Annotated in this window: 14 protein-coding genes; 4 read left to right on the forward strand and 10 right to left on the reverse strand. The window is 72.4% G+C overall.

What is annotated here, in order from left to right; genetic code table 11:
- Window positions 1-28: 28 nt before the first annotated feature.
- Together dxs and ABZO31_RS25895 are read left to right on the forward strand one after the other, a co-directional pair.
- Entirely contained in the window at window positions 29-1,954 is a 1,926-nt protein-coding gene (dxs, locus tag ABZO31_RS25890) for a 1-deoxy-D-xylulose-5-phosphate synthase (protein WP_406863680.1), read from the forward strand.
- Window positions 1,955-2,100: 146 nt separating this feature from the next.
- Window positions 2,101-3,621 (forward strand): amino acid permease, encoded by a 1,521-nt coding sequence (locus tag ABZO31_RS25895; protein WP_406863681.1) that lies wholly within the window; start codon window positions 2,101-2,103, stop codon window positions 3,619-3,621.
- A gap of 24 nt (window positions 3,622-3,645) precedes the next feature.
- Here the strand turns inward: ABZO31_RS25895 and ABZO31_RS25900 are convergent, their stop codons facing one another.
- Window positions 3,646-4,035, reverse strand: coding sequence for an NTP pyrophosphohydrolase (locus tag ABZO31_RS25900; RefSeq protein ID WP_406863682.1), 390 nt, complete (start codon window positions 4,033-4,035; stop codon window positions 3,646-3,648).
- Window positions 4,036-4,094: 59 nt separating this feature from the next.
- On the opposite strand from ABZO31_RS25900, the gene ABZO31_RS25905 reads away from it, so the two are divergent.
- Entirely contained in the window at window positions 4,095-5,285 is a 1,191-nt protein-coding gene (locus ABZO31_RS25905; protein ID WP_406863683.1) for a hypothetical protein, read from the forward strand.
- Window positions 5,286-5,352: 67 nt separating this feature from the next.
- Here ABZO31_RS25905 and ABZO31_RS25910 read toward each other — a convergent pair whose 3' ends face one another.
- The 6 genes from ABZO31_RS25910 to ABZO31_RS25935 form a co-directional block, all read right to left on the reverse strand.
- On the reverse strand, window positions 5,353-6,438 hold the full coding sequence (locus ABZO31_RS25910) for an LCP family protein (protein WP_406863684.1): 1,086 nt from the start codon (window positions 6,436-6,438) through the stop codon (window positions 5,353-5,355).
- A 233-nt stretch (window positions 6,439-6,671) separates the two neighbouring features.
- The gene (locus ABZO31_RS25915; protein ID WP_406863685.1) at window positions 6,672-8,801 is read right to left on the reverse strand and encodes a 3-hydroxyacyl-CoA dehydrogenase NAD-binding domain-containing protein; all 2,130 of its coding nucleotides are present in this window, start codon (window positions 8,799-8,801) and stop codon (window positions 6,672-6,674) included.
- Window positions 8,798-10,024: a thiolase family protein gene (locus ABZO31_RS25920; protein ID WP_406863686.1), complete on the reverse strand. Its 1,227-nt coding sequence runs from the start codon at window positions 10,022-10,024 to the stop codon at window positions 8,798-8,800. Before ABZO31_RS25920 ends, ABZO31_RS25915 begins: the two co-directional genes overlap by 4 nt.
- A gap of 198 nt (window positions 10,025-10,222) precedes the next feature.
- Window positions 10,223-11,497, reverse strand: a complete 1,275-nt coding sequence (locus ABZO31_RS25925) for an HRDC domain-containing protein (RefSeq protein WP_406863687.1) — start codon at window positions 11,495-11,497, stop codon at window positions 10,223-10,225.
- A gap of 77 nt (window positions 11,498-11,574) precedes the next feature.
- Complete coding sequence (locus ABZO31_RS25930; protein WP_406863688.1) at window positions 11,575-12,237, reverse strand: LuxR C-terminal-related transcriptional regulator; 663 nt, start codon at window positions 12,235-12,237, stop codon at window positions 11,575-11,577.
- Window positions 12,238-12,487: 250 nt separating this feature from the next.
- Window positions 12,488-13,225 carry a DUF3000 domain-containing protein gene (locus tag ABZO31_RS25935; RefSeq protein WP_406863689.1) on the reverse strand — a complete coding sequence of 246 codons (738 nt, stop codon included), beginning with the start codon at window positions 13,223-13,225 and terminating at the stop codon, window positions 12,488-12,490.
- Window positions 13,226-13,316: 91 nt separating this feature from the next.
- Between ABZO31_RS25935 and hemE the strand changes: the two genes are divergently transcribed.
- Complete coding sequence (gene hemE / locus ABZO31_RS25940) at window positions 13,317-14,390, forward strand: uroporphyrinogen decarboxylase (RefSeq protein WP_406863690.1); 1,074 nt, start codon at window positions 13,317-13,319, stop codon at window positions 14,388-14,390.
- A gap of 49 nt (window positions 14,391-14,439) precedes the next feature.
- Here hemE and ABZO31_RS25945 read toward each other — a convergent pair whose 3' ends face one another.
- From ABZO31_RS25945 to ABZO31_RS25955, 3 genes are all read right to left on the reverse strand, one after another.
- Window positions 14,440-14,871, reverse strand: a complete 432-nt coding sequence (locus ABZO31_RS25945; protein ID WP_406863691.1) for a hypothetical protein — start codon at window positions 14,869-14,871, stop codon at window positions 14,440-14,442.
- A gap of 65 nt (window positions 14,872-14,936) precedes the next feature.
- Window positions 14,937-16,358: an FAD-dependent oxidoreductase gene (locus ABZO31_RS25950; RefSeq protein ID WP_406863692.1), complete on the reverse strand. Its 1,422-nt coding sequence runs from the start codon at window positions 16,356-16,358 to the stop codon at window positions 14,937-14,939.
- Between the two features lie 27 nt (window positions 16,359-16,385).
- On the reverse strand, window positions 16,386-17,390 hold the full coding sequence (locus tag ABZO31_RS25955) for a DUF4349 domain-containing protein (RefSeq protein WP_406863693.1): 1,005 nt from the start codon (window positions 17,388-17,390) through the stop codon (window positions 16,386-16,388).
- Window positions 17,391-17,446: the final 56 nt, after the last annotated feature.

Genomic DNA, 17,446 nt, shown 5'->3' on the forward strand with positions numbered 1-17,446 from the left:
CGACCAGCTCAAACGCAAGGAGGCACGGGTGGCATTGCTGACCCGTATCAAGGAGCCGCGCGATCTGGACCGGCTCTCGCCGGAACAGCTGGAGCAGCTGGCCGCGGAGATCAGGACGTTTCTCGTGGACGCCGTCTCCAAGACCGGCGGCCACCTCGGCCCCAACCTCGGTGTGGTCGAGCTGACCATCGCCCTGCACCGCGTCTTCGACTCCCCGAAGGACCGGGTCCTGTGGGACACCGGCCACCAGAGCTACGTGCACAAGCTGCTCACGGGCCGCCAGGACTTCTCCCGGCTGAAGATGAAGGGCGGCCTGTCCGGCTACCCCTCGCAGGCCGAGTCCGAGCACGACGTCATCGAGAACTCGCACGCCTCGACCGTCCTCGGCTGGGCCGACGGCCTCGCGAAGGCCAACCAGATCCTGAAGAAGGACGACCACGTCGTCGCCGTCATCGGCGACGGCGCCCTCACCGGCGGCATGGCCTGGGAGGCGCTCAACAACATCGCCGACGCGAAGGACCGCCCGCTGGTCATCGTCGTCAACGACAACGAGCGCTCCTACGCCCCCACCATCGGCGGCCTCGCCAACCACCTGGCGACCCTGCGCACCACCGACGGCTACGAGCGCTTCCTCGCCCGCGGCAAGGACATCCTGGAGCGCACCCCGGTCGTCGGGAAGCCGCTGTACGAGACGCTGCACGGCGCGAAGAAGGGCCTGAAGGACTTCATCGCCCCGCAGGGCATGTTCGAGGACCTCGGCCTGAAGTACGTCGGCCCCATCGACGGCCACGACATGGAGGCCCTGGAGTCGGCGCTCACCCGCGCCAAGCGCTTCGGCGGCCCGGTGATCGTCCACTGCATCACCCAGAAGGGCCGCGGCTACCAGCCCGCGCTCTCCGACGAGGCCGACCGCTTCCACGCCGTCGGCAAGATCCACCCGGACACCGGTCTGCCGATCTCGGCCTCCGGCGCCGACTGGACCGGCGTCTTCGCCGACGAGATGGTCGAGCTCGGCAAGGAGCGCGAGGACATCGTCGCGATCACCGCCGCCATGCTCCAGCCGGTCGGCCTGGACCGGTTCGCCAAGGCGTTCCCCGAGCGGGTCTTCGACGTCGGCATCGCCGAGCAGCACGGCGCGGTCTCCGCGGCCGGTCTCGCCACCGGCGGGCTGCACCCCGTCTTCGCGGTGTACGCGACCTTCCTCAACCGCGCCTTCGACCAGGTCCTGATGGACGTGGCGCTGCACAGGTGCGGCGTCACCTTCGTCCTCGACCGGGCCGGCGTCACCGGCACCGACGGCGCCTCCCACAACGGCATGTGGGACATGTCGATCCTTCAGGTCGTGCCCGGACTGCGGCTCGCCGCCCCGCGCGACGCCGAGCAGGTCCGCGCCCAGCTGCGCGAGGCCGTCGAGGTCACCGACGCCCCGACCGTCGTCCGCTTCTCCAAGGGCGCCGTCGGCCCCGCCGTACCGGCCGTACGCCGGATCGGCGGCATGGACGTGCTGCGCGAGACCGGCGGCGAGAAGGCCGACGTGCTGCTCGTCTCGGTCGGCGCGCTCGCGCCGATGTGCCTGGAGATCGCCGACCTGCTCGACAAGCAGGGCATCTCCACCACCGTCGTCGACCCCCGCTGGGTCAAGCCGGTCGACGAGGCCATGGCCCCGCTGGCCGCGCGGCACCGCGTGGTCGTCACCGTCGAGGACAACAGCCGCGTCGGCGGCGTCGGCTCGGCCGTCGCGCAGGCGCTGCGCGACGCGGGCGTGGACGTGCCGCTGCGCGACTTCGGCATCCCGCCGCAGTTCCTCGACCACGCGTCGCGCGCCGAGGTCATGGCCGAGATCGGGCTGACCGCCCCGGACATCGCCCGCCAGGTCACCGGCCTGGTCTCGCGCCTGGACGGCAGGTACGACACCGACGCCGCCGAGGCCGCCGTGGAACCCGCGCGCGACTGACCTCCCGCGCCCGCGCATTGGGCCGGTCGGGCTCCCCCAGGGGAGTGTCGACCGGCCCGTTCGTGTGAATGGGGCTCAGCTCGGCGCGCGCGTACGGCGGTCTGCCTCGATCATGGGCGTACGGCCATGGGTACGGAGGTACGCCGGTGAGCGTGGACCAGCAGTCGAACGGGAACGGGAACCAGTCGCTGTTCCGGACCAAAACGGTCGAGCAGTCGATCAGGGACACCGAGGAACCCGAGCACGCACTCAAGAAATCCCTGTCGGCATGGGATCTGACCGTCTTCGGCGTCGGTGTCATCATCGGCACCGGCATCTTCGTGCTCACCGGCAAGGTGGCCAAGGAGAACGCCGGACCCGCCACCGCGCTGGCCTTCGTCGCCGCCGGCATCGTCTGCGCGCTGGCCGCCCTGTGCTACGCGGAGTTCGCCTCGACGGTCCCGGTGGCCGGATCGGCGTACACCTTCGCGTACGCCTCCATCGGCGAGCTGCCCGCCTGGATCATCGGCTGGGACCTGGTGCTCGAGTTCGCGCTCGGCACGGCGGTGGTCGCGGTCGGCTGGTCCGGCTACGTACGGTCCCTGATGGACAACGTCGACTGGCATCTACCAGCGGCACTCGAAGGACCGGACGCACCGGGCGGCACGTTCGACATCCTCGCCTTCCTGCTGGTCCTGGTGCTGACCGCGATCCTGGTCGTCGGCATGAAGCTGTCCGCACGGATCACCGCGCTCGTCGTGGCGATCAAGGTCACGGTCGTGATGATCGTGATCATCGCGGGTCTGTTCTTCATCGTGGGCGACAACTACGAGCCCTTCATCCCGCCCGCGGTGACCCCGGAGGGCGGCGCCGGCTGGCAGGACGCCCCCCTGGTCCAGCTGATGTTCGGCTACGAGCCCACCAACTTCGGCGTGATGGGCATCTTCACCGCCGCGTCCGTCGTCTTCTTCGCCTTCATCGGCTTCGACGTGGTGGCCACCGCCGCCGAGGAGACCAAGCTGCCGCAGCGCGACATGCCCCGCGGCATCCTCGGCTCGCTGCTCATCTGCACCGTCCTGTACGTGGCGGTCGCCCTCGTCGTCACCGGTATGCAGCACTACACGGAACTGTCCGTCAGCGCCCCGCTCGCCGACGCCTTCAAGGCGGTCGGCCACCCCTTCTACGCGGGCGTGATCAGCTTCGGCGCCGCCGTCGGCCTCACCACGGTCTGTCTGATCCTGCTGCTCGGCCAGACCCGCGTGTTCTTCGCGATGAGCCGGGACGGGCTGCTGCCGCGGTTCTTCTCCATCACCCACCCGAAGTTCCGCACCCCGTACCGGCCGACCATCCTGCTGGGTGTGATCATCGCGATCGTGTCCGGCTTCACCAGCATCAACGAGCTGGCGACGCTGGTGAACATCGGCACCCTGTTCGCCTTCGTGGTGGTCGCCATCGGCGTGATGGTGCTCCGCCGCACCCGCCCCGACCTGCACCGTGCCTTCCGCACCCCGTGGGTGCCGGTGCTGCCGATCCTGTCCATCGCCGCCTCGCTGTGGCTGATGCTGAACCTGCCGGGCGAGACCTGGTTCCGGTTCGGCGTGTGGATGCTCATCGGCATCGTCGTGTACTTCCTGTACGGCCGTCAGCACAGCCGGCTCGGCAAGCTGGGCCGCGGCGCGGAGTACTGACAGGGACGCTGATCCCCGGGCCGCTCAGCGGCCCCGTACGGCGCGCGGGCCCAGGCACCGCGCGCCGTGCCGTTCCACCCGCTCCCGCAGCTCCCGGTCGGCCGTGATCACGACGCACGGCCGACCGTCGCGCTCCGCCTGCCGAGCGAGCTCCACGATCAGGTCGTCGCCGCTGCCCGGCGCGGACTCCACCCGTACTCCCGGCACCGACTCCACGCCCCGCGCCGCGCCCTCCACGACCAGCACCAGCTCCACCGGACCGGCCACATCGGCGACGCCGCCGTCGGCCCGGCCGGCGAGTGCGTCGCGCAGTCGCTCGGCGGCGCCGCGGCGGTCGCGCCACCAGCCGTCGGGCACGGAGCCGACGACGTTCGCGCCGTCGACGACGATCATGGGGCGGATCGGCTCGGCCATGGAGCCAATGTTATTGTCGCCAGGATTTCAAGGGTGTCAGGGAAGGTGGTCGGCAGACCATGGCAGGGTGGTCCCCGCGCAGGTCACAGGGGCGGAAAGCCGAACAGCGGCGGTCCGGTTCCGCACCCGGAGCTCCCGGCGGTCCGCCCGGCGCGAGCGTCGAGGGTCTGAAGCCCGGGGTCCCCACGGAGACCCCGCTCCCGGCCACGGTCAACTGGCTGCTCCGCGGCAAGGACGGCCGGCTCACCGCGTACGCGCCCGTCGACGGCGGCGTGCTGCGCTGGACCGAGAGCGTCGCCGGGGGGCCCGGCTGGAGCGCCCCCGACGTGCTGCCCGCGCCCGGCCTGGTGCCGTACCTCTCGATCGTGCAGAGCACCGAGGGCTATGTGTTCCTGACCGGTCTGCGCCGGCTGCCCGGCGCGGACGGGCTGCTCGACGTGGACGTCGTGTACGGCGTGCAGTACCAGACCGGCCGCCCGATGCGCGACTGGCATCCGCTCGCCAACCCGTACCCGGTGGCCCGGGTCAAGCACTTCGCCGCCCAGATGGGCGTGCCGGTCACCTTCGTGGACGAGGCCGGTTCGCTGCACGTGTTCCTCAACAACGCGGGGGGCGGCGTCAGCTCCCGCAGCCAGAACCCGGTGCGCTGGCAGCCCAAGTGGGCCGACCTCAAGGGCAGCGACGTCACCGGGACCCTCGGCGCCACCGTCAACGAGGCCGGTCACATCGACGTGTTCGCGCCCAGTGCCGGCCACGTGCTGCGCTGGAGCCAGGACGCCGCGGGCGCGGTCTTCCCCCGGCTCGACGAGGACCTCGCCGGGGCGGCGGTCGCCGACGGCACGTTCACCGCGCTGCGCACCGGCGCCACGGGCGTCACCCGCTTCTGGCGCGACGCGCACTCCGGCGAGGTGATCGCCTGGCGCCCGGACACCGGCCCGCGGTCCCTCGGCGGCGCCACGGGCACCGGCCCGGTCGCCCTGCTGCGCACCCCGGTCGACGGCGTCGACTGCACCCTGCTGGCCCAGCGGGACGCCTCGGGCCGGGTCGCGCTCGCCGCGTACCCGACGGAGCACGAGGACGCCGGACTCGACTGGACCCTGACCGGCCCGGTCACGACCGGCGCCCCGGCCCTGTGCCTGGACGGCCGCGGCCGCATCGTCCTGGCGGCGCTCGCCGAGGACGGCGGCCTGCTGGTGACGCGCCAGAAGGACGAGTCGGGCCTGGCCCTCGAGGAGTGGACCCGCGCCTGACGCCCTGTACGACGCAAGCGGCCCCGGAACTCCATGAGTTCCGGGGCCGCGTCGTGCACCGGGGCGATCAACCGCCCGTGGCGGGCGACTTCTTGGCGGACTCGGGGATCTCCGCGTCCTCCCGGATCGCCTTCCACAGCGCGGAGGCGTTCGGCTCGTGGGCCACGACGCGGTTCGGGTCCTTCTTGTCGTACGCGACCGGCAGCATGATCGTCTCCATGTTCTGCGGGTCGACGCCCTGCATGCTCTGCGCGAACTCGCTGAGCGACTTCAGGGAGGCCAGCCCGGAGTCGGTGGTGAGCGCCTTGGTGGCGGAGCCGGCGATCTCGTACGCCTTGGCCGGGCTGCCCAGCAGGTCCTGCCGCTTGACCTCGCTGAGCAGGGCCATCAGGAACTGCTGCTGGAGGCCGATGCGCCCGAGGTCGCTGCCGTCGCCGACGCCGTGCCGGGTGCGCACGTACGCGAGCGACTGGGTGCCGTCCAGCTTCTGCGGACCGGCCTCCAGGTCGAGCCCGCTGGCGCCGTCCTTGATCGGCTCCTTGACGTCGATGGTGACGCCGCCGATGGTGTCGACGAGGTCCTTGAACCCGGCGAAGTCGATCTCGAGGTAGTGGTCGAGCCGGACGCCGGACATCGCCTCGACGGTCTTGACCACACAGGCCGGGCCGTACTGCGCGTACACGGAGTTGAACATCACGCGCTGTGCGGACGGCGCGGCCTCGCCGTTCGCGCGGGTGCACTCGGGCCGGGTCACGAGCGTGTCGCGGGGGATGCTGACGGCCACGGCCTCGGTGCGGCCCTCGGGGATGTGCACCACGAGCGCGGTGTCCGACCGGGCCCCGCCGACGTTGCCGCCCGCGATGTCCCCGTTGGCCCCGGCCCGCGAGTCGGACCCGAGCACCAGCAGATTCTGCCCGGCGGTCGGCAGCTTCTGCGGCCGGTTGTCACCGAGCGCCTTGTCGATGTCGACGCCCTTGATGTTCGAGTCGAGGCTGCTGTACATCCAGTACAGCCCGCCACCGGCGGCGAGCACGAGGGCGAGCAGCACGAGCAGCACGATCGTCCCGGCCCGCCGCTTCTTCCGCCCCCGCCCGCGGGAGGAGGACTCCCCGCGCTCGCTGCGGGTTTCGGGCGTGCGTATGTCCTGGGTCATGGTGTGGTGAGTCCTCGAATCGTGGCCCGGTCGGGCATTGGGGAACCCTGTACCCCCCCGGGGCTCAGGATCCGCAGGCTCCTGTAGATCGTGCAGTATAGGCAGCTCCGACCACCGTGTTCTGGTCGGCCGGGTGACCGTGCGCGTCGAGCCCGGCTGACCTCTCCGCCGAACGGCCGGTGGCCCGCACCCCCTCGTGGGATGCGGGCCACCGGCGTGCGTGTGACCGGGTGTTACGCCGGGACGCTCGCCACGCCCTGGGCCAGGAAGCGCTTGCCGTTGGCGCGCTCCGAGACGCCCTCGCGGTCCAGGTACGGCGTGATGCCGCCCAGGTGGAAGGGCCAGCCGGCACCGGTGATGAGGCAGAGGTCGATGTCCTGCGCCTCGGCGACGACACCCTCCTCCAGCATCAGGCCGATCTCCTGCGCCACCGCGTCCAGGACGCGGTCGCGGACCTGCTCCTCCGTCAGGACGACGTCGCCCTGCTTGAGGAGGGCGGCGACCTCCGGGTCGAGCTCCGGCTTGCCGGAGTCGTAGGTGTAGAAGCCGCGCTTGCCGGCCTCGACGACCGCCTTCAGGTTGGGGGAGACCTTGAAGCGCTCCGGGAAGGCGCGGTTCAGGGTCTCGGAGACGTGCAGACCGATCGCCGGGCCGACGAGCTCCAGGAGGACCAGCGGGGACATCGGCAGGCCGAGCGGCTCGACCGCCTTCTCCGCCGTGGCCACCGGGGTGCCCTCGTCGATGACGTTCTGGATCTCGCCCATGAAGCGGGTGAGGATGCGGTTCACGACGAACGCCGGGGCGTCCTTGGTGAGGACCGCGGTCTTCTTCAGCTTCTTCGCGACGCCGAAGGCCGTGGCCAGCGAGGCGTCGTCGGTCTTCTCGCCGCGGACGATCTCGAGCAGCGGGAGGATCGCGACCGGGTTGAAGAAGTGGAAGCCGACCACGCGCTCCGGGTGCTGGAGCTTGGAGGCCATCTCCGACACCGACAGCGAGGAGGTGTTGGTGGCGAGGATCGCGTGCGCCGGGGCGACCGCCTCGACCTCGGCGAACACCTTCTGCTTGACGCTCATCTCCTCGAACACGGCCTCGATGATGAAGTCCGCGTCCGCGAAGCCCTCGGCCTTGTCCAGGACACCGGTGACCAGGGCCTTCAGGCGGTTGGCCTTGTCCTGGTTGATGCGGCGCTTGCCGAGCAGCTTGTCGATCTCGGCGTGGACGTAGCCCACACCCTTGTCGACGCGCTCCTGGTCGATGTCGGTGAGGACCACCGGCACCTCGAGGCGGCGCAGGAAGAGGAGGGCCAGCTGCGAGGCCATCAGACCGGCGCCGACGACGCCGACCTTGGTGACCGGGCGGGCCAGCGACTTGTCCGGCGCGCCGGCCGGGCGCTTGCCGCGCTTCTGCACCAGGTTGAAGGCGTAGATGCCGGCCCGGAGCTCGCCGCCCATGATCAGGTCCGCGAGGGCCTGGTCCTCGGCGTCGAAGCCCTTCTGGAGGTCGCCGTCCTTGGCGGCCTCGATGATCTCCAGGGCGCGGTAGGCGGCCGGAGCGGCGCCGTGCACCTTGGAGTCGGCGACGAAGCGGCCCTTGGCGACGGCCTGGTCCCAGGCCTCGCCGCGGTCGATCTCCGGGCGCTCGACGGTGACGTCGCCCTTGAGGACCCGGGCGGTCCAGAGCAGCGACTGCTCCAGGAAGTCCGCGCCCTCGAAGATCGCGTCGGCGATGCCGAGCTCGAAGACCTGCTTGCCCTTGAGCTGGCGGTTCTGGTTCAGCGAGTTCTCGATGATGACCTGGACGGCCTTCTCCGCGCCGATCAGGTTCGGCAGGATCGCGCAGCCGCCCCAGCCGGGGACGAGGCCGAGGAAGACCTCGGGCAGCGAGAACGCCGGCAGCGCCTTGGAGACGGTGCGGTAGGTGCAGTGCAGGCCGACCTCGACGCCGCCGCCCATGGCCGCGCCGTTGTAGTACGCGAAGGTCGGGACGGCGAGGGCCGAGAGACGCTTGAAGACGTCGTGGCCGCCCTTGCCGATGGCGAGCGCGTCGGAGTGCTGCTTGAGCAGCTCGACGCCCTTGAGGTCGGCGCCGACGGCGAAGATGAACGGCTTGCCGGTGAGGCCGACGCCGACGATCTCGCCGTTCGCGGCCTCCGCCTCGACCTGGTCGATCGCCGTGTTCAGGTTGGCGAGGGACTGCGGGCCGAAGGTGGTCGGCTTGGTGTGGTCGAAGCCGTTGTCCAGCGTGATCAGCGCGAAGCGGCCCGCGCCGAACGGCAGCTCGAAGTGCCGCACGTGGGCGGAGGTGACGACCTCGTCCGGGAACAGCTCGGCCGCGCCCTTCAGGAGCTCTGCGGTGGTGCTCACTTGTTGCCTCCGGCGTCCTTGTGGTGCGGGTTCTCCCAGATCACGGTGGCGCCCATGCCGAAGCCGACGCACATCGTGGTGAGGCCGTAGCGGACCTCCGGCTGCTCCTCGAACTGGCGGGCCAGCTGCGTCATCAGACGGACGCCGGAGGAGGCCAGCGGGTGACCGAACGCGATGGCGCCGCCGTACTGGTTGACGCGGGCGTCGTCGTCGGCGATGCCGTAGTGCTCCAGGAAGGCCAGCACCTGCACGGCGAAGGCCTCGTTGATCTCGAACAGACCGATGTCGGAGATCGACAGACCGGCCTGGGCGAGGGCCTTCTCGGTGGCCGGGATCGGGCCGTAGCCCATGACCTCGGGCTCGACACCGGCGAAGGAGTACGACACCAGGCGCATCTTGACCGGGAGGTTGTTCTCCCGGGCGAAGTCCTCGGAGGCGATGAGCGAGGCGGTGGCGCCGTCGTTCAGGCCCGCGGCGTTGCCGGCGGTGACGCGGCCGTGGACGCGGAACGGCGTCTTGAGGCCGGCCAGGCTCTCCAGCGTGGTGCCCGGACGCATCGGCTCGTCGGCGGTGACCAGGCCCCAGCCGGTCTCGCCGGCGTCGGCGCTGGTGCGGCGGACGGAGATCGGCACCAGGTCCTGCTGGATCTTGCCGTCCGCGTACGCCTTGGCCGCCTTCTCCTGCGAGCGCACGGCGTACTCGTCGGCGCGCTGCTTGGTGATGGTCGGGTAGCGGTCGTGCAGGTTCTCGGCGGTCATGCCCATGAACAGGGCGGACTCGTCGACGAGCTTCTCCGACACGAAGCGCGGGTTCGGGTCGACGCCCTCGCCCATCGGGTGGCGGCCCATGTGCTCGACACCGCCGGCGACGGCGATGTCGTACGCGCCGAAGGCCACGCCGCCCGCGACGGCGGTGACGGCCGTCAGGGCGCCGGCGCACATGCGGTCGATCGAGTAGCCCGGAACCGACTGCGGCAGCCCGGCGAGGATGCCGGCGGTGCGGCCGATGGTCAGACCCTGGTCGCCGATCTGCGTGGTCGCGGCGATGGCGACCTCGTCGATCTTCGCGGGGTCGAGGTCCGGGTTGCGGCGCAGCAGCTCCCGGATGGCCTTCACGACGAGGTCGTCGGCGCGGGTCTCGTGGTAGATGCCCTTCGGGCCCGCCTTGCCGAACGGGGTGCGGACGCCGTCGACGAAGACGACGTCCCTGACGGTACGAGGCACGATGGCTCTCCTCCAGGGTGCGGGATGGCACTGCTGCGGCGCGCGGGACTAAGCGCGCGCTTGCTCCCCCCATGCTACTTGCGGGTAACCAGGCTGCCCAGTCCCGTGGGCCGGAGCGGCGAACGTCACACCGGGCCGGGGTGCGCGAAGGCCCCCGGCACCGGGTGCCGGGGGCCTTCACACGGGGGTCGGAGGCGGTCACGCCGTCGCCCGCATCGCCTTCGCCAGGAGCGGCGTCACCAGGTCCACCTGCCAGGGGCGGGCGCCGTAGCCGCGCAGGGCGGTCGCCACGTCGCCGTCGACCGGCGGCTCCCAGCAGACCCGGCGGACCGTGTCCGGGGTGATCAGGTTCTCCTGGGGCAGGTGCAGCTGCTCCGCGAGCGCCGAGACCGACGTACGGGCGGCCGACAGGCGTGCCGCGGCGATCGGGTCCTTGTCCGCCCAGGCGCGCGGCGGGGGCGGGCCCGCGGCCGCCGCGCCGGGCTGCGGGAGCTGCGCGTCGGGCAGGGCCCGGGCGCGGTCCACCGCGGCCTGCCACTGCTCCAGCTGCCGCCGGCCCATCCGGTGCCCGAAGCCCGGCAGCGCGGACAGCGCCTGCACGTTCACCGGCACCGCCAGCGCGGCCTCGACGATGGCCGCGTCGCTCAGCACCTTGCCCGGCGACACGTCGCGCCGCTGCGCCACCGCGTCGCGGGCCGTCCACAGCTCCCGTACCACCGCCATCTGCCGGCGACGGCGGACCTTGTGCATGCCCGACGTACGGCGCCAGGGGTCCTTGCGCGGCGGGGCGGGCGGGGCCGAGGCGATGGCGTGGAACTCCTGCAGGCCCCACTCCAGTTTGCCCTGCCGGTCCAGCTCCTTCTCCAGTGCGTCACGCAGGTCGACGAGCAGCTCGACGTCCAGCGCGGCGTACCGGAGCCAGGGCTCGGGCAGCGGGCGGGTGGACCAGTCCACCGCGGAGTGCCCCTTCTCCAGGGCGTACCCCAGCACGCTCTCCACCATGGCGCCGAGACCCACCCGCGGGAAGCCCGCGAGCCGGCCGGCCAGCTCGGTGTCGAACAGGGATGTGGGCAGCATGCCTATCTCGCGCAGGCAGGGCAGGTCCTGGGTGGCGGCGTGCAGGATCCACTCGGTGCCGTCGAGCGCCGCACCGAGCCGGGACAGGTCGGGGCAGCCCACCGGGTCGATCAGCGCCGTGCCGGCGCCCTCGCGGCGCAGCTGGACCAGGTAGGCCCGCTGCCCGTACCGGTAGCCGGAGGCCCGCTCGGCGTCGACGGCCACCGGGCCGCGGCCGGCGGCGAAGGCGGCGATCACCTCGTCCAGGGCGTCCTCGGTCGCCACCACGGGCGGCACGCCCTCGCGGGGCACCAGAAGGGGGGTCGGCAGCCCGTTCGCAGGGACATCTTCGTCCGGGGGGCCGCCCCCGGTGGTGCGCAGTGCGGTGTCTGCTGCGGTCTCATGGGCGTCGGTCACCAGTCAAGGGTATCCGTGAACGGACGCCGCCCGTCGACGGAACGTTCCGTCGACGGGCGCGGCTGCCCGGCCGGGCGTCAGTGGATGATGCCGGTGCGCAGGGCGACGGCGACCATGCCCGCGCGGTCGCCCGTGCCGAGCTTGCGCGCGATACGGGCGAGGTGACTCTTCACGGTGAGTGCGGACAGGCCCATCGAGACGCCGATGGCCTTGTTGGACTGGCCCTCCGCGACCAGGCGGAGCACCTCGACCTCTCGGCCGGAGAGCTCGCGGTAGCCGCCCGGGTGGCTCGGGGCACCCGGGGGGCGGCGGTGCATACGGGCGGCCGCGGAGCCGATGGGGGCGGCGCCGGGGCGGGTGGGGTGGCCGATGTTGGTACGGGTTCCGGTGACCACGTAGCCCTTCACGCCGCCGGCGAGGGCGTTGCGTACGGCGCCGATGTCGTCGGCCGCGGAGAGGGCCAGGCCGTTCGGCCAGCCCGCCGCGCGGGTCTCGGACAGCAGGGTCAGCCCGGAACCGTCGGGCAGGTGGACGTCGGCCACGCAGATGTCGCGCGGGCTGCCGACGCGGGGACGGGCCTCCGCGATGGACGACGCCTCGATGACGTCGCGCACGCCGAGTGCCCAGAGATGACGGGTGACGGTGGAGCGGACGCGCGGGTCGGCCACGACGACCATGGCCGTCGGCTTGTTCGGGCGGTAGGCGACCAGGCTTGCGGGCTGCTCGAGGAGAACGGACACCAGGCCTCCTGGGGGAAGGTGCGGGACGGAGCCGGCTCGGGGAAGAAGCCGGGGGGTGGACTCCTGCGTGAGGGGTCACTGACCTCTTCGGCAGCTCGGCCGCCCGCCTTTAGGGAAAGATCACGATTTGGTGAGTAACATTCAGGGCAATTCGGACACGTGATCGATCATCCTACGAGTGAGCCGGGCCCAGGACCCGCCCCCGTTTAAGCACGGGAGCGCTCCCGTGCCGGCGCGCCGAAAAATCCGGTCAGGGCTGCTGCGGGCCCCGCCGTTGCGGCAGCGACACCACGCCCGCGCCCGGAGCCGTCCCCGCCCCGCCCTCCGTCTGCCCCAGCGGCGACGGCGGCAGCCCTGCGATCTGGCACAGCAGATCGCACCAGGCCGCCAGGTGCGAGGCGGTGTCCGGGGCCCCGCCGAGCACCTCGTGCGGCGTCCACGACGCACGGATCTCGATCTGGCTGGCCGGCCGCCGGTCCGCGAGCCCGCCGAAGTAGTGCGAGCCGGCCTGGGTGACCGTCCCACTCGCCTCCCCGAACCCCAGACCGCGCGCCTCCAGGGCCCCGGTCAGCCAGGACCAGCAGACCTCCGGCAGCAGCGGGTCGGCCGCCATCTCCGGCTCCAGCTCCGCCCGTACCAGGGTCACCAGGCGGAAGTTCCCCTGCCAGGCCTCGTGCCCGGCCGGATCGTGCAGCAGCACCAGACGGCCGTCCGCCAGGTCCTCGTCGTCGGCGACGACCGCCGCCTCAAGTGCGTACGCGAACGGCGCCAGGCGCTGCGGCGGCCGGGTCGGATCGATCTCGATCTCCGGCCGCAGCCGGGCCGTACACAGTCCGTCGACCGCCCTGCGGAAGGCGGGCGGCACGGGTTCCCGTCCCGTGCCGCCCGTCCCGCCGTTGCCGCCGTCGGACCGATCGGAGTGATCGGAGTCGTCGGACCGATCGGATGGATCAGGATGATCGGAGAACTTTCCCTGCGCCGCAGCCATGCGGGGAAGAGTAGGCGGAACGGGGCCCTCGCGCAGGGAGGGACACCCGGCCCGCGCGGGCGGCTTCCCGGCACATGCGAAGATTCTGGGCGTGAGTGCCAACGGAAGCCCCTCGGGCCAGAAGACGCAGATCGACGCCGTCAAGGATTCAGCCTTCCTGAAGGCGTGCCGCCGTGAGCCCGTACCGCACACCCCGGTCTGGTTCATGCGGCAGGCAGGGCGCTCCCTGCCCGAGTACCTCAAGGTCCGCGAGGGCATCCCCATGCTCGAGTCGTGCATGCGGCCCGAGCTGGTCACCGAGATCACGCTGCAGCCGGTGCGCCGCCACAACGTGGACGCGGCGATCTACTTCAGCGACATCGTGGTGCCGCTGAAGGCCATCGGCATCGACCTCGACATCAAGCCGGGCGTCGGCCCGGTCGTCGCCGACCCGATCCGGCGCCGTGAGGACCTGGCCCGGCTGCGGGACCTGACGCCCGAGGACGTCTCGTACGTCACCGAGGCGATCGGCATGCTCACCGGGGAGCTCGGCGGCACCCCGCTCATCGGTTTCGCCGGCGCGCCTTTCACCCTCGCGAGCTACCTCGTGGAGGGCGGTCCGTCCCGCAACCACGAGCACACCAAGGCGCTCATGTACGGCGACCCGCAGCTGTGGGCCGACCTCCTCGACCGGCTCGCCGAGATCACCTCGGCCTTCCTGAAGGTCCAGATCGAGGCCGGCGCGTCCGCCGTGCAGCTCTTCGACTCGTGGGTGGGCGCGCTCGCCCCGGAGGACTACCGCCGCTCGGTGATGCCCGCCTCGGCGAAGGTCTTCGACGCGGTCGCCTCGTACGGCGTGCCGCGGATCCACTTCGGCGTGGGCACCGGTGAGCTGCTGGGCCTCATGGGCGAGGCGGGCGCGGATGTCGTGGGCGTCGACTGGCGGGTGCCGCTGGACGAGGCCGCGCGCCGCGTCGGCCCGGGCAAGGCGCTCCAGGGCAACCTGGACCCGGCCGTGCTGTTCTCCACCCCGGAGGCCGTGGCGGCCAAGACGGACGAGGTCCTGGCCGCCGCGAGCGGGCTCGAGGGTCATGTCTTCAACCTCGGTCACGGGGTGCTGCCGACGACCGATCCGGACGCGCTGACCCGGCTGGTGGAGTACGTCCACACGCGCACGGCCCGCTGAGAACGCCGCCGCCCGCCGCCGGTGCGGCGGCGGGCGGCGGCGGGCCGGTTCAGCCCTCGCAGCTGACGGGCGGGTTGCCGGAGGCGACCCGGCAGAAGTCGATCCCGAGTCCGCCGTTGACGCTGCCGGCGTTGGGGCCGACGCGGAGGAAGTCGTTGCCCGCGTTTCCGTTGACGGCTCCTGTCCCGGTGGTCCCGGCGTCCGCCGTGACGAAGTCGCGGCCGTCGCCGCCGGCCACGAGGCCGGCGACGGCGCCGGTGATGACGATGTAGTCGTCACCGCCCAGGCCCTGGACCGCGTTGAACGAGGGGACCGCGCCACAGCGGATGAAGTCCGGGCCCGCCGTTCCGTTGACGATGTCGGCGGAGACGGGAGCGCCGTTGACCGTGCACGTGACGGCGGCGTGGGCGGGGGTGCTCAGGGCGAGCGGGGCTATGACGAGGGAGGCGGCGCAGAGCGCTCGCACGGTGTGTTTGATCATGCGATCAGTGACGCATGGTGCCCGGGCGCTCGCAAACCGTCACCGGGCGTCATGGTCCGGTCGAGTCAGTCTGCCGCCCGAACGGCGGCCACCGCCTTGCGCGCCGCGATCAGGACCGGGTCCCAGACCGGGGAGAACGGCGGCGCGTAGCCCAGGTCCAGGGCGGTCATCGCGTCCACCGTCATCCCGGCCGTCAGGGCCACCGCCGCGATGTCCACGCGCTTCGCCGCGCCCTCGCGGCCCACGATCTGGACGCCGAGCAGGCGGCCCGTGCGCCGTTCGGCCAGCATCTTCACCGTCATCGGGGCCGCGCCCGGGTAGTACCCGGCCCGGCTCGTCGACTCGATCGTGGCCGTCACGTACTTCAGGCCCACCTCGCGGGCGTCCTTCTCGCGCAGGCCCGTCCGGGCGAGCTCCAGGTCGCACACCTTGCTGACCGCCGTGCCCACCACGCCCGGGAACGTCGCGTACCCGCCGCCCACGTTCGAGCCGATCACCTGGCCGTGCTTGTTCGCGTGGGTGCCCAGCGGCAGGTAGCGCTCGCGGCCCGACACCAGGTCGAGCACCTCCACGCAGTCGCCGCCCGCCCAGATGTCCTCGTGGCCGCGCACCCGCATCGCGAGGTCGGTGAGCAGGCCGCCGTGGCCGCCCAGCGGCAGGCCCGCCGCCCTCGCCAGCTCCGTCTCCGGGCGCACCCCGATGCCCAGGACGACCACGTCCGCCGGGTACGTGCCGTCCGCCGTCGCCACCGCCCGCACCCGGGCGTCCGGGCCCGTCAGGATCTCGGTGACCTCCGCGTCCCCGACCGTCGTGATGCCGAGCCCGTCCATCGCCTTGTGCACCAGCCGGCCCATGTCCGGGTCCAGCGTGGCCATCGGCTGCGGCCCGCGGTTGAGCACCGTCACCTCGTAGCCGCGGTTCAGCAGTGCCTCGGCCATCTCCACGCCGATGTACCCCGCGCCCACCACGACCGCCCTCCCCCGAGCTCTCGGCTGCGCCCGAGCAGGGGGGACCCCCGTGCCGCCGTTCCGCTCCAGGGCCGCCAGCGAGTCGAGCAGCGCCTGCCCGTCGTCCAGGGTCTGCACCCCGTGCACGCCCGGACTGTCGATCCCCGGCAATGGCGGCCGCACCGGACGCGCCCCGGTGGCGATCACCAGCTTGTCGAAGCCCGTCCAGGACTCCGCGCCGCTCTCCAGGTCCCGCGTCCGCACCCGCCGCCCGGACAGGTCCAGCTCGGTCACCTCGGTCCGCATCCGCAGATCGATGTCCCGGGCCCGGTGCTCCTCGGGGGTACGCGCGATCAGCTCGTCGCACCCCGCGACGTCGCCGCCCACCCAGTACGGGATCCCGCACGCCGAGTACGAGGAGAAGTGGCCGCGCTCGAAGGCGACGATCTCCAGCTCCTCGGGGCCCTTGAGCCTGCGGGCCTGCGACGCGGCGGACATGCCCGCCGCGTCGCCGCCGATGACGACCAGTCGCTGCCTCATACGAACACGCTACGTCGGCGCGGGGGTTCAGTCCTCCCCGGGTTCCCGGGCGGCACCTGCGGCCTCGTCAGGCCGCGGTGACGGCACCGGCGTCGGGGTGGCCGGCCACGCGGGCCGGGTCGCACCCGCCGCTGCCGGACGCTGCCGCCGCCGCGGCCGGATCACCAGCCGCCAGACCGCGTACAGCGCGGCCAGCACGGCCAGCCACGGCGCGAGCGCCGCGAGCACGACCGCCAGCCAGGCCAGCGAGGTCACCAGCGCGTCCCAGCCCCCGGCGAGGGCCTCCAGGACGCCCGGCCGGTCGTCGCCCCGAGGCTTCCCCGGCGCCTCCGGCTCGGTCAGCCCCAGTGTGATCGTCGCCAGCGACGTCCGGTCCTTCAGCGACGCCTGCTGGGCGAGCAGCGACTCCAGGTCCGCCTGACGGCGGCTCAGCTCGCCCTCCAGGCTCACCACGTCGCTCAGCGCCGTCGCCCGCTCCATCAGCTCGCGCACCCGCTCCACGCTGGCCCGCTGCGTCGCGATCCGGCTCTCGACGTCCACCACCTGCTCGGTGACGTCCTTCGCGTCCGCCGAGCGGGAGAGCAGCTTGCCCGTGCCGGAGAGCTCCGCGAGCACGGAGGCGTACTTCTCCTGCGGGACGCGCAGCACCACGCGCGAGGTGATGTGGGTGTCGTCGACCCGCTCCGTCGTCTCGTCGGCGACGTGCCCGCCGGCCCGTTCGACGACGCCCTTGGCCGCGGCCAGCGCCTTGGCCGCGTCGGCGACCTCCACGTGGAGCTCCGCCGTCCGCACGATGTGCTGACGCGGCAGGGACGCCTGGCTCTTGCCGTCCGCCGGCTTCTGCGCGCCGCCCGCGCCGGACTCCGCACCGGACGCCGAGTCCGCCGCCCCCTCCCGCGCGGCCTCCTGAGGAGCCGTCAGGCCCCTCTTGCCCGCCGTCTTGGCGTCGCCGCCGCTGTCGTTCGCGCCGCAGCCCGCCAGGGCCAGCGAGGCGGCGAGCAGCGTCGCCGCGACGATCCGTGTTCTTCGCATGAGGTCCCCCCAGGGATCCGCCGGATGATGCCCCTTCGACGTGCGGGACGGGGCAG

Origin of the sequence: Streptomyces solicamelliae (assembly GCF_045348655.1) — a bacterium.
Lineage (GTDB): Bacteria > Actinomycetota > Actinomycetes > Streptomycetales > Streptomycetaceae > Streptomyces > Streptomyces solicamelliae.

What these genes read in the sequence shown, in the direction of transcription:
- ABZO31_RS25900 (WP_406863682.1), bottom strand. Translation starts at nt 4,035, where the DNA reads ATGGCCGAGCCGATCCGCCCCATGATCGTCGTCGACGGCGCGAACGTC.
- ABZO31_RS25905 (WP_406863683.1), top strand. Translation starts at nt 4,095, where the DNA reads ATGGCAGGGTGGTCCCCGCGCAGGTCACAGGGGCGGAAAGCCGAACAG.
- ABZO31_RS25910 (WP_406863684.1), bottom strand. Translation starts at nt 6,438, where the DNA reads ATGACCCAGGACATACGCACGCCCGAAACCCGCAGCGAGCGCGGGGAG.
- ABZO31_RS25935 (WP_406863689.1), bottom strand. Translation starts at nt 13,225, where the DNA reads ATGGCTGCGGCGCAGGGAAAGTTCTCCGATCATCCTGATCCATCCGAT.
- ABZO31_RS25955 (WP_406863693.1), bottom strand. Translation starts at nt 17,390, where the DNA reads ATGCGAAGAACACGGATCGTCGCGGCGACGCTGCTCGCCGCCTCGCTG.
- ABZO31_RS25950 (WP_406863692.1), bottom strand. Translation starts at nt 16,358, where the DNA reads ATGAGGCAGCGACTGGTCGTCATCGGCGGCGACGCGGCGGGCATGTCC.
- ABZO31_RS25945 (WP_406863691.1), bottom strand. Translation starts at nt 14,871, where the DNA reads ATGATCAAACACACCGTGCGAGCGCTCTGCGCCGCCTCCCTCGTCATA.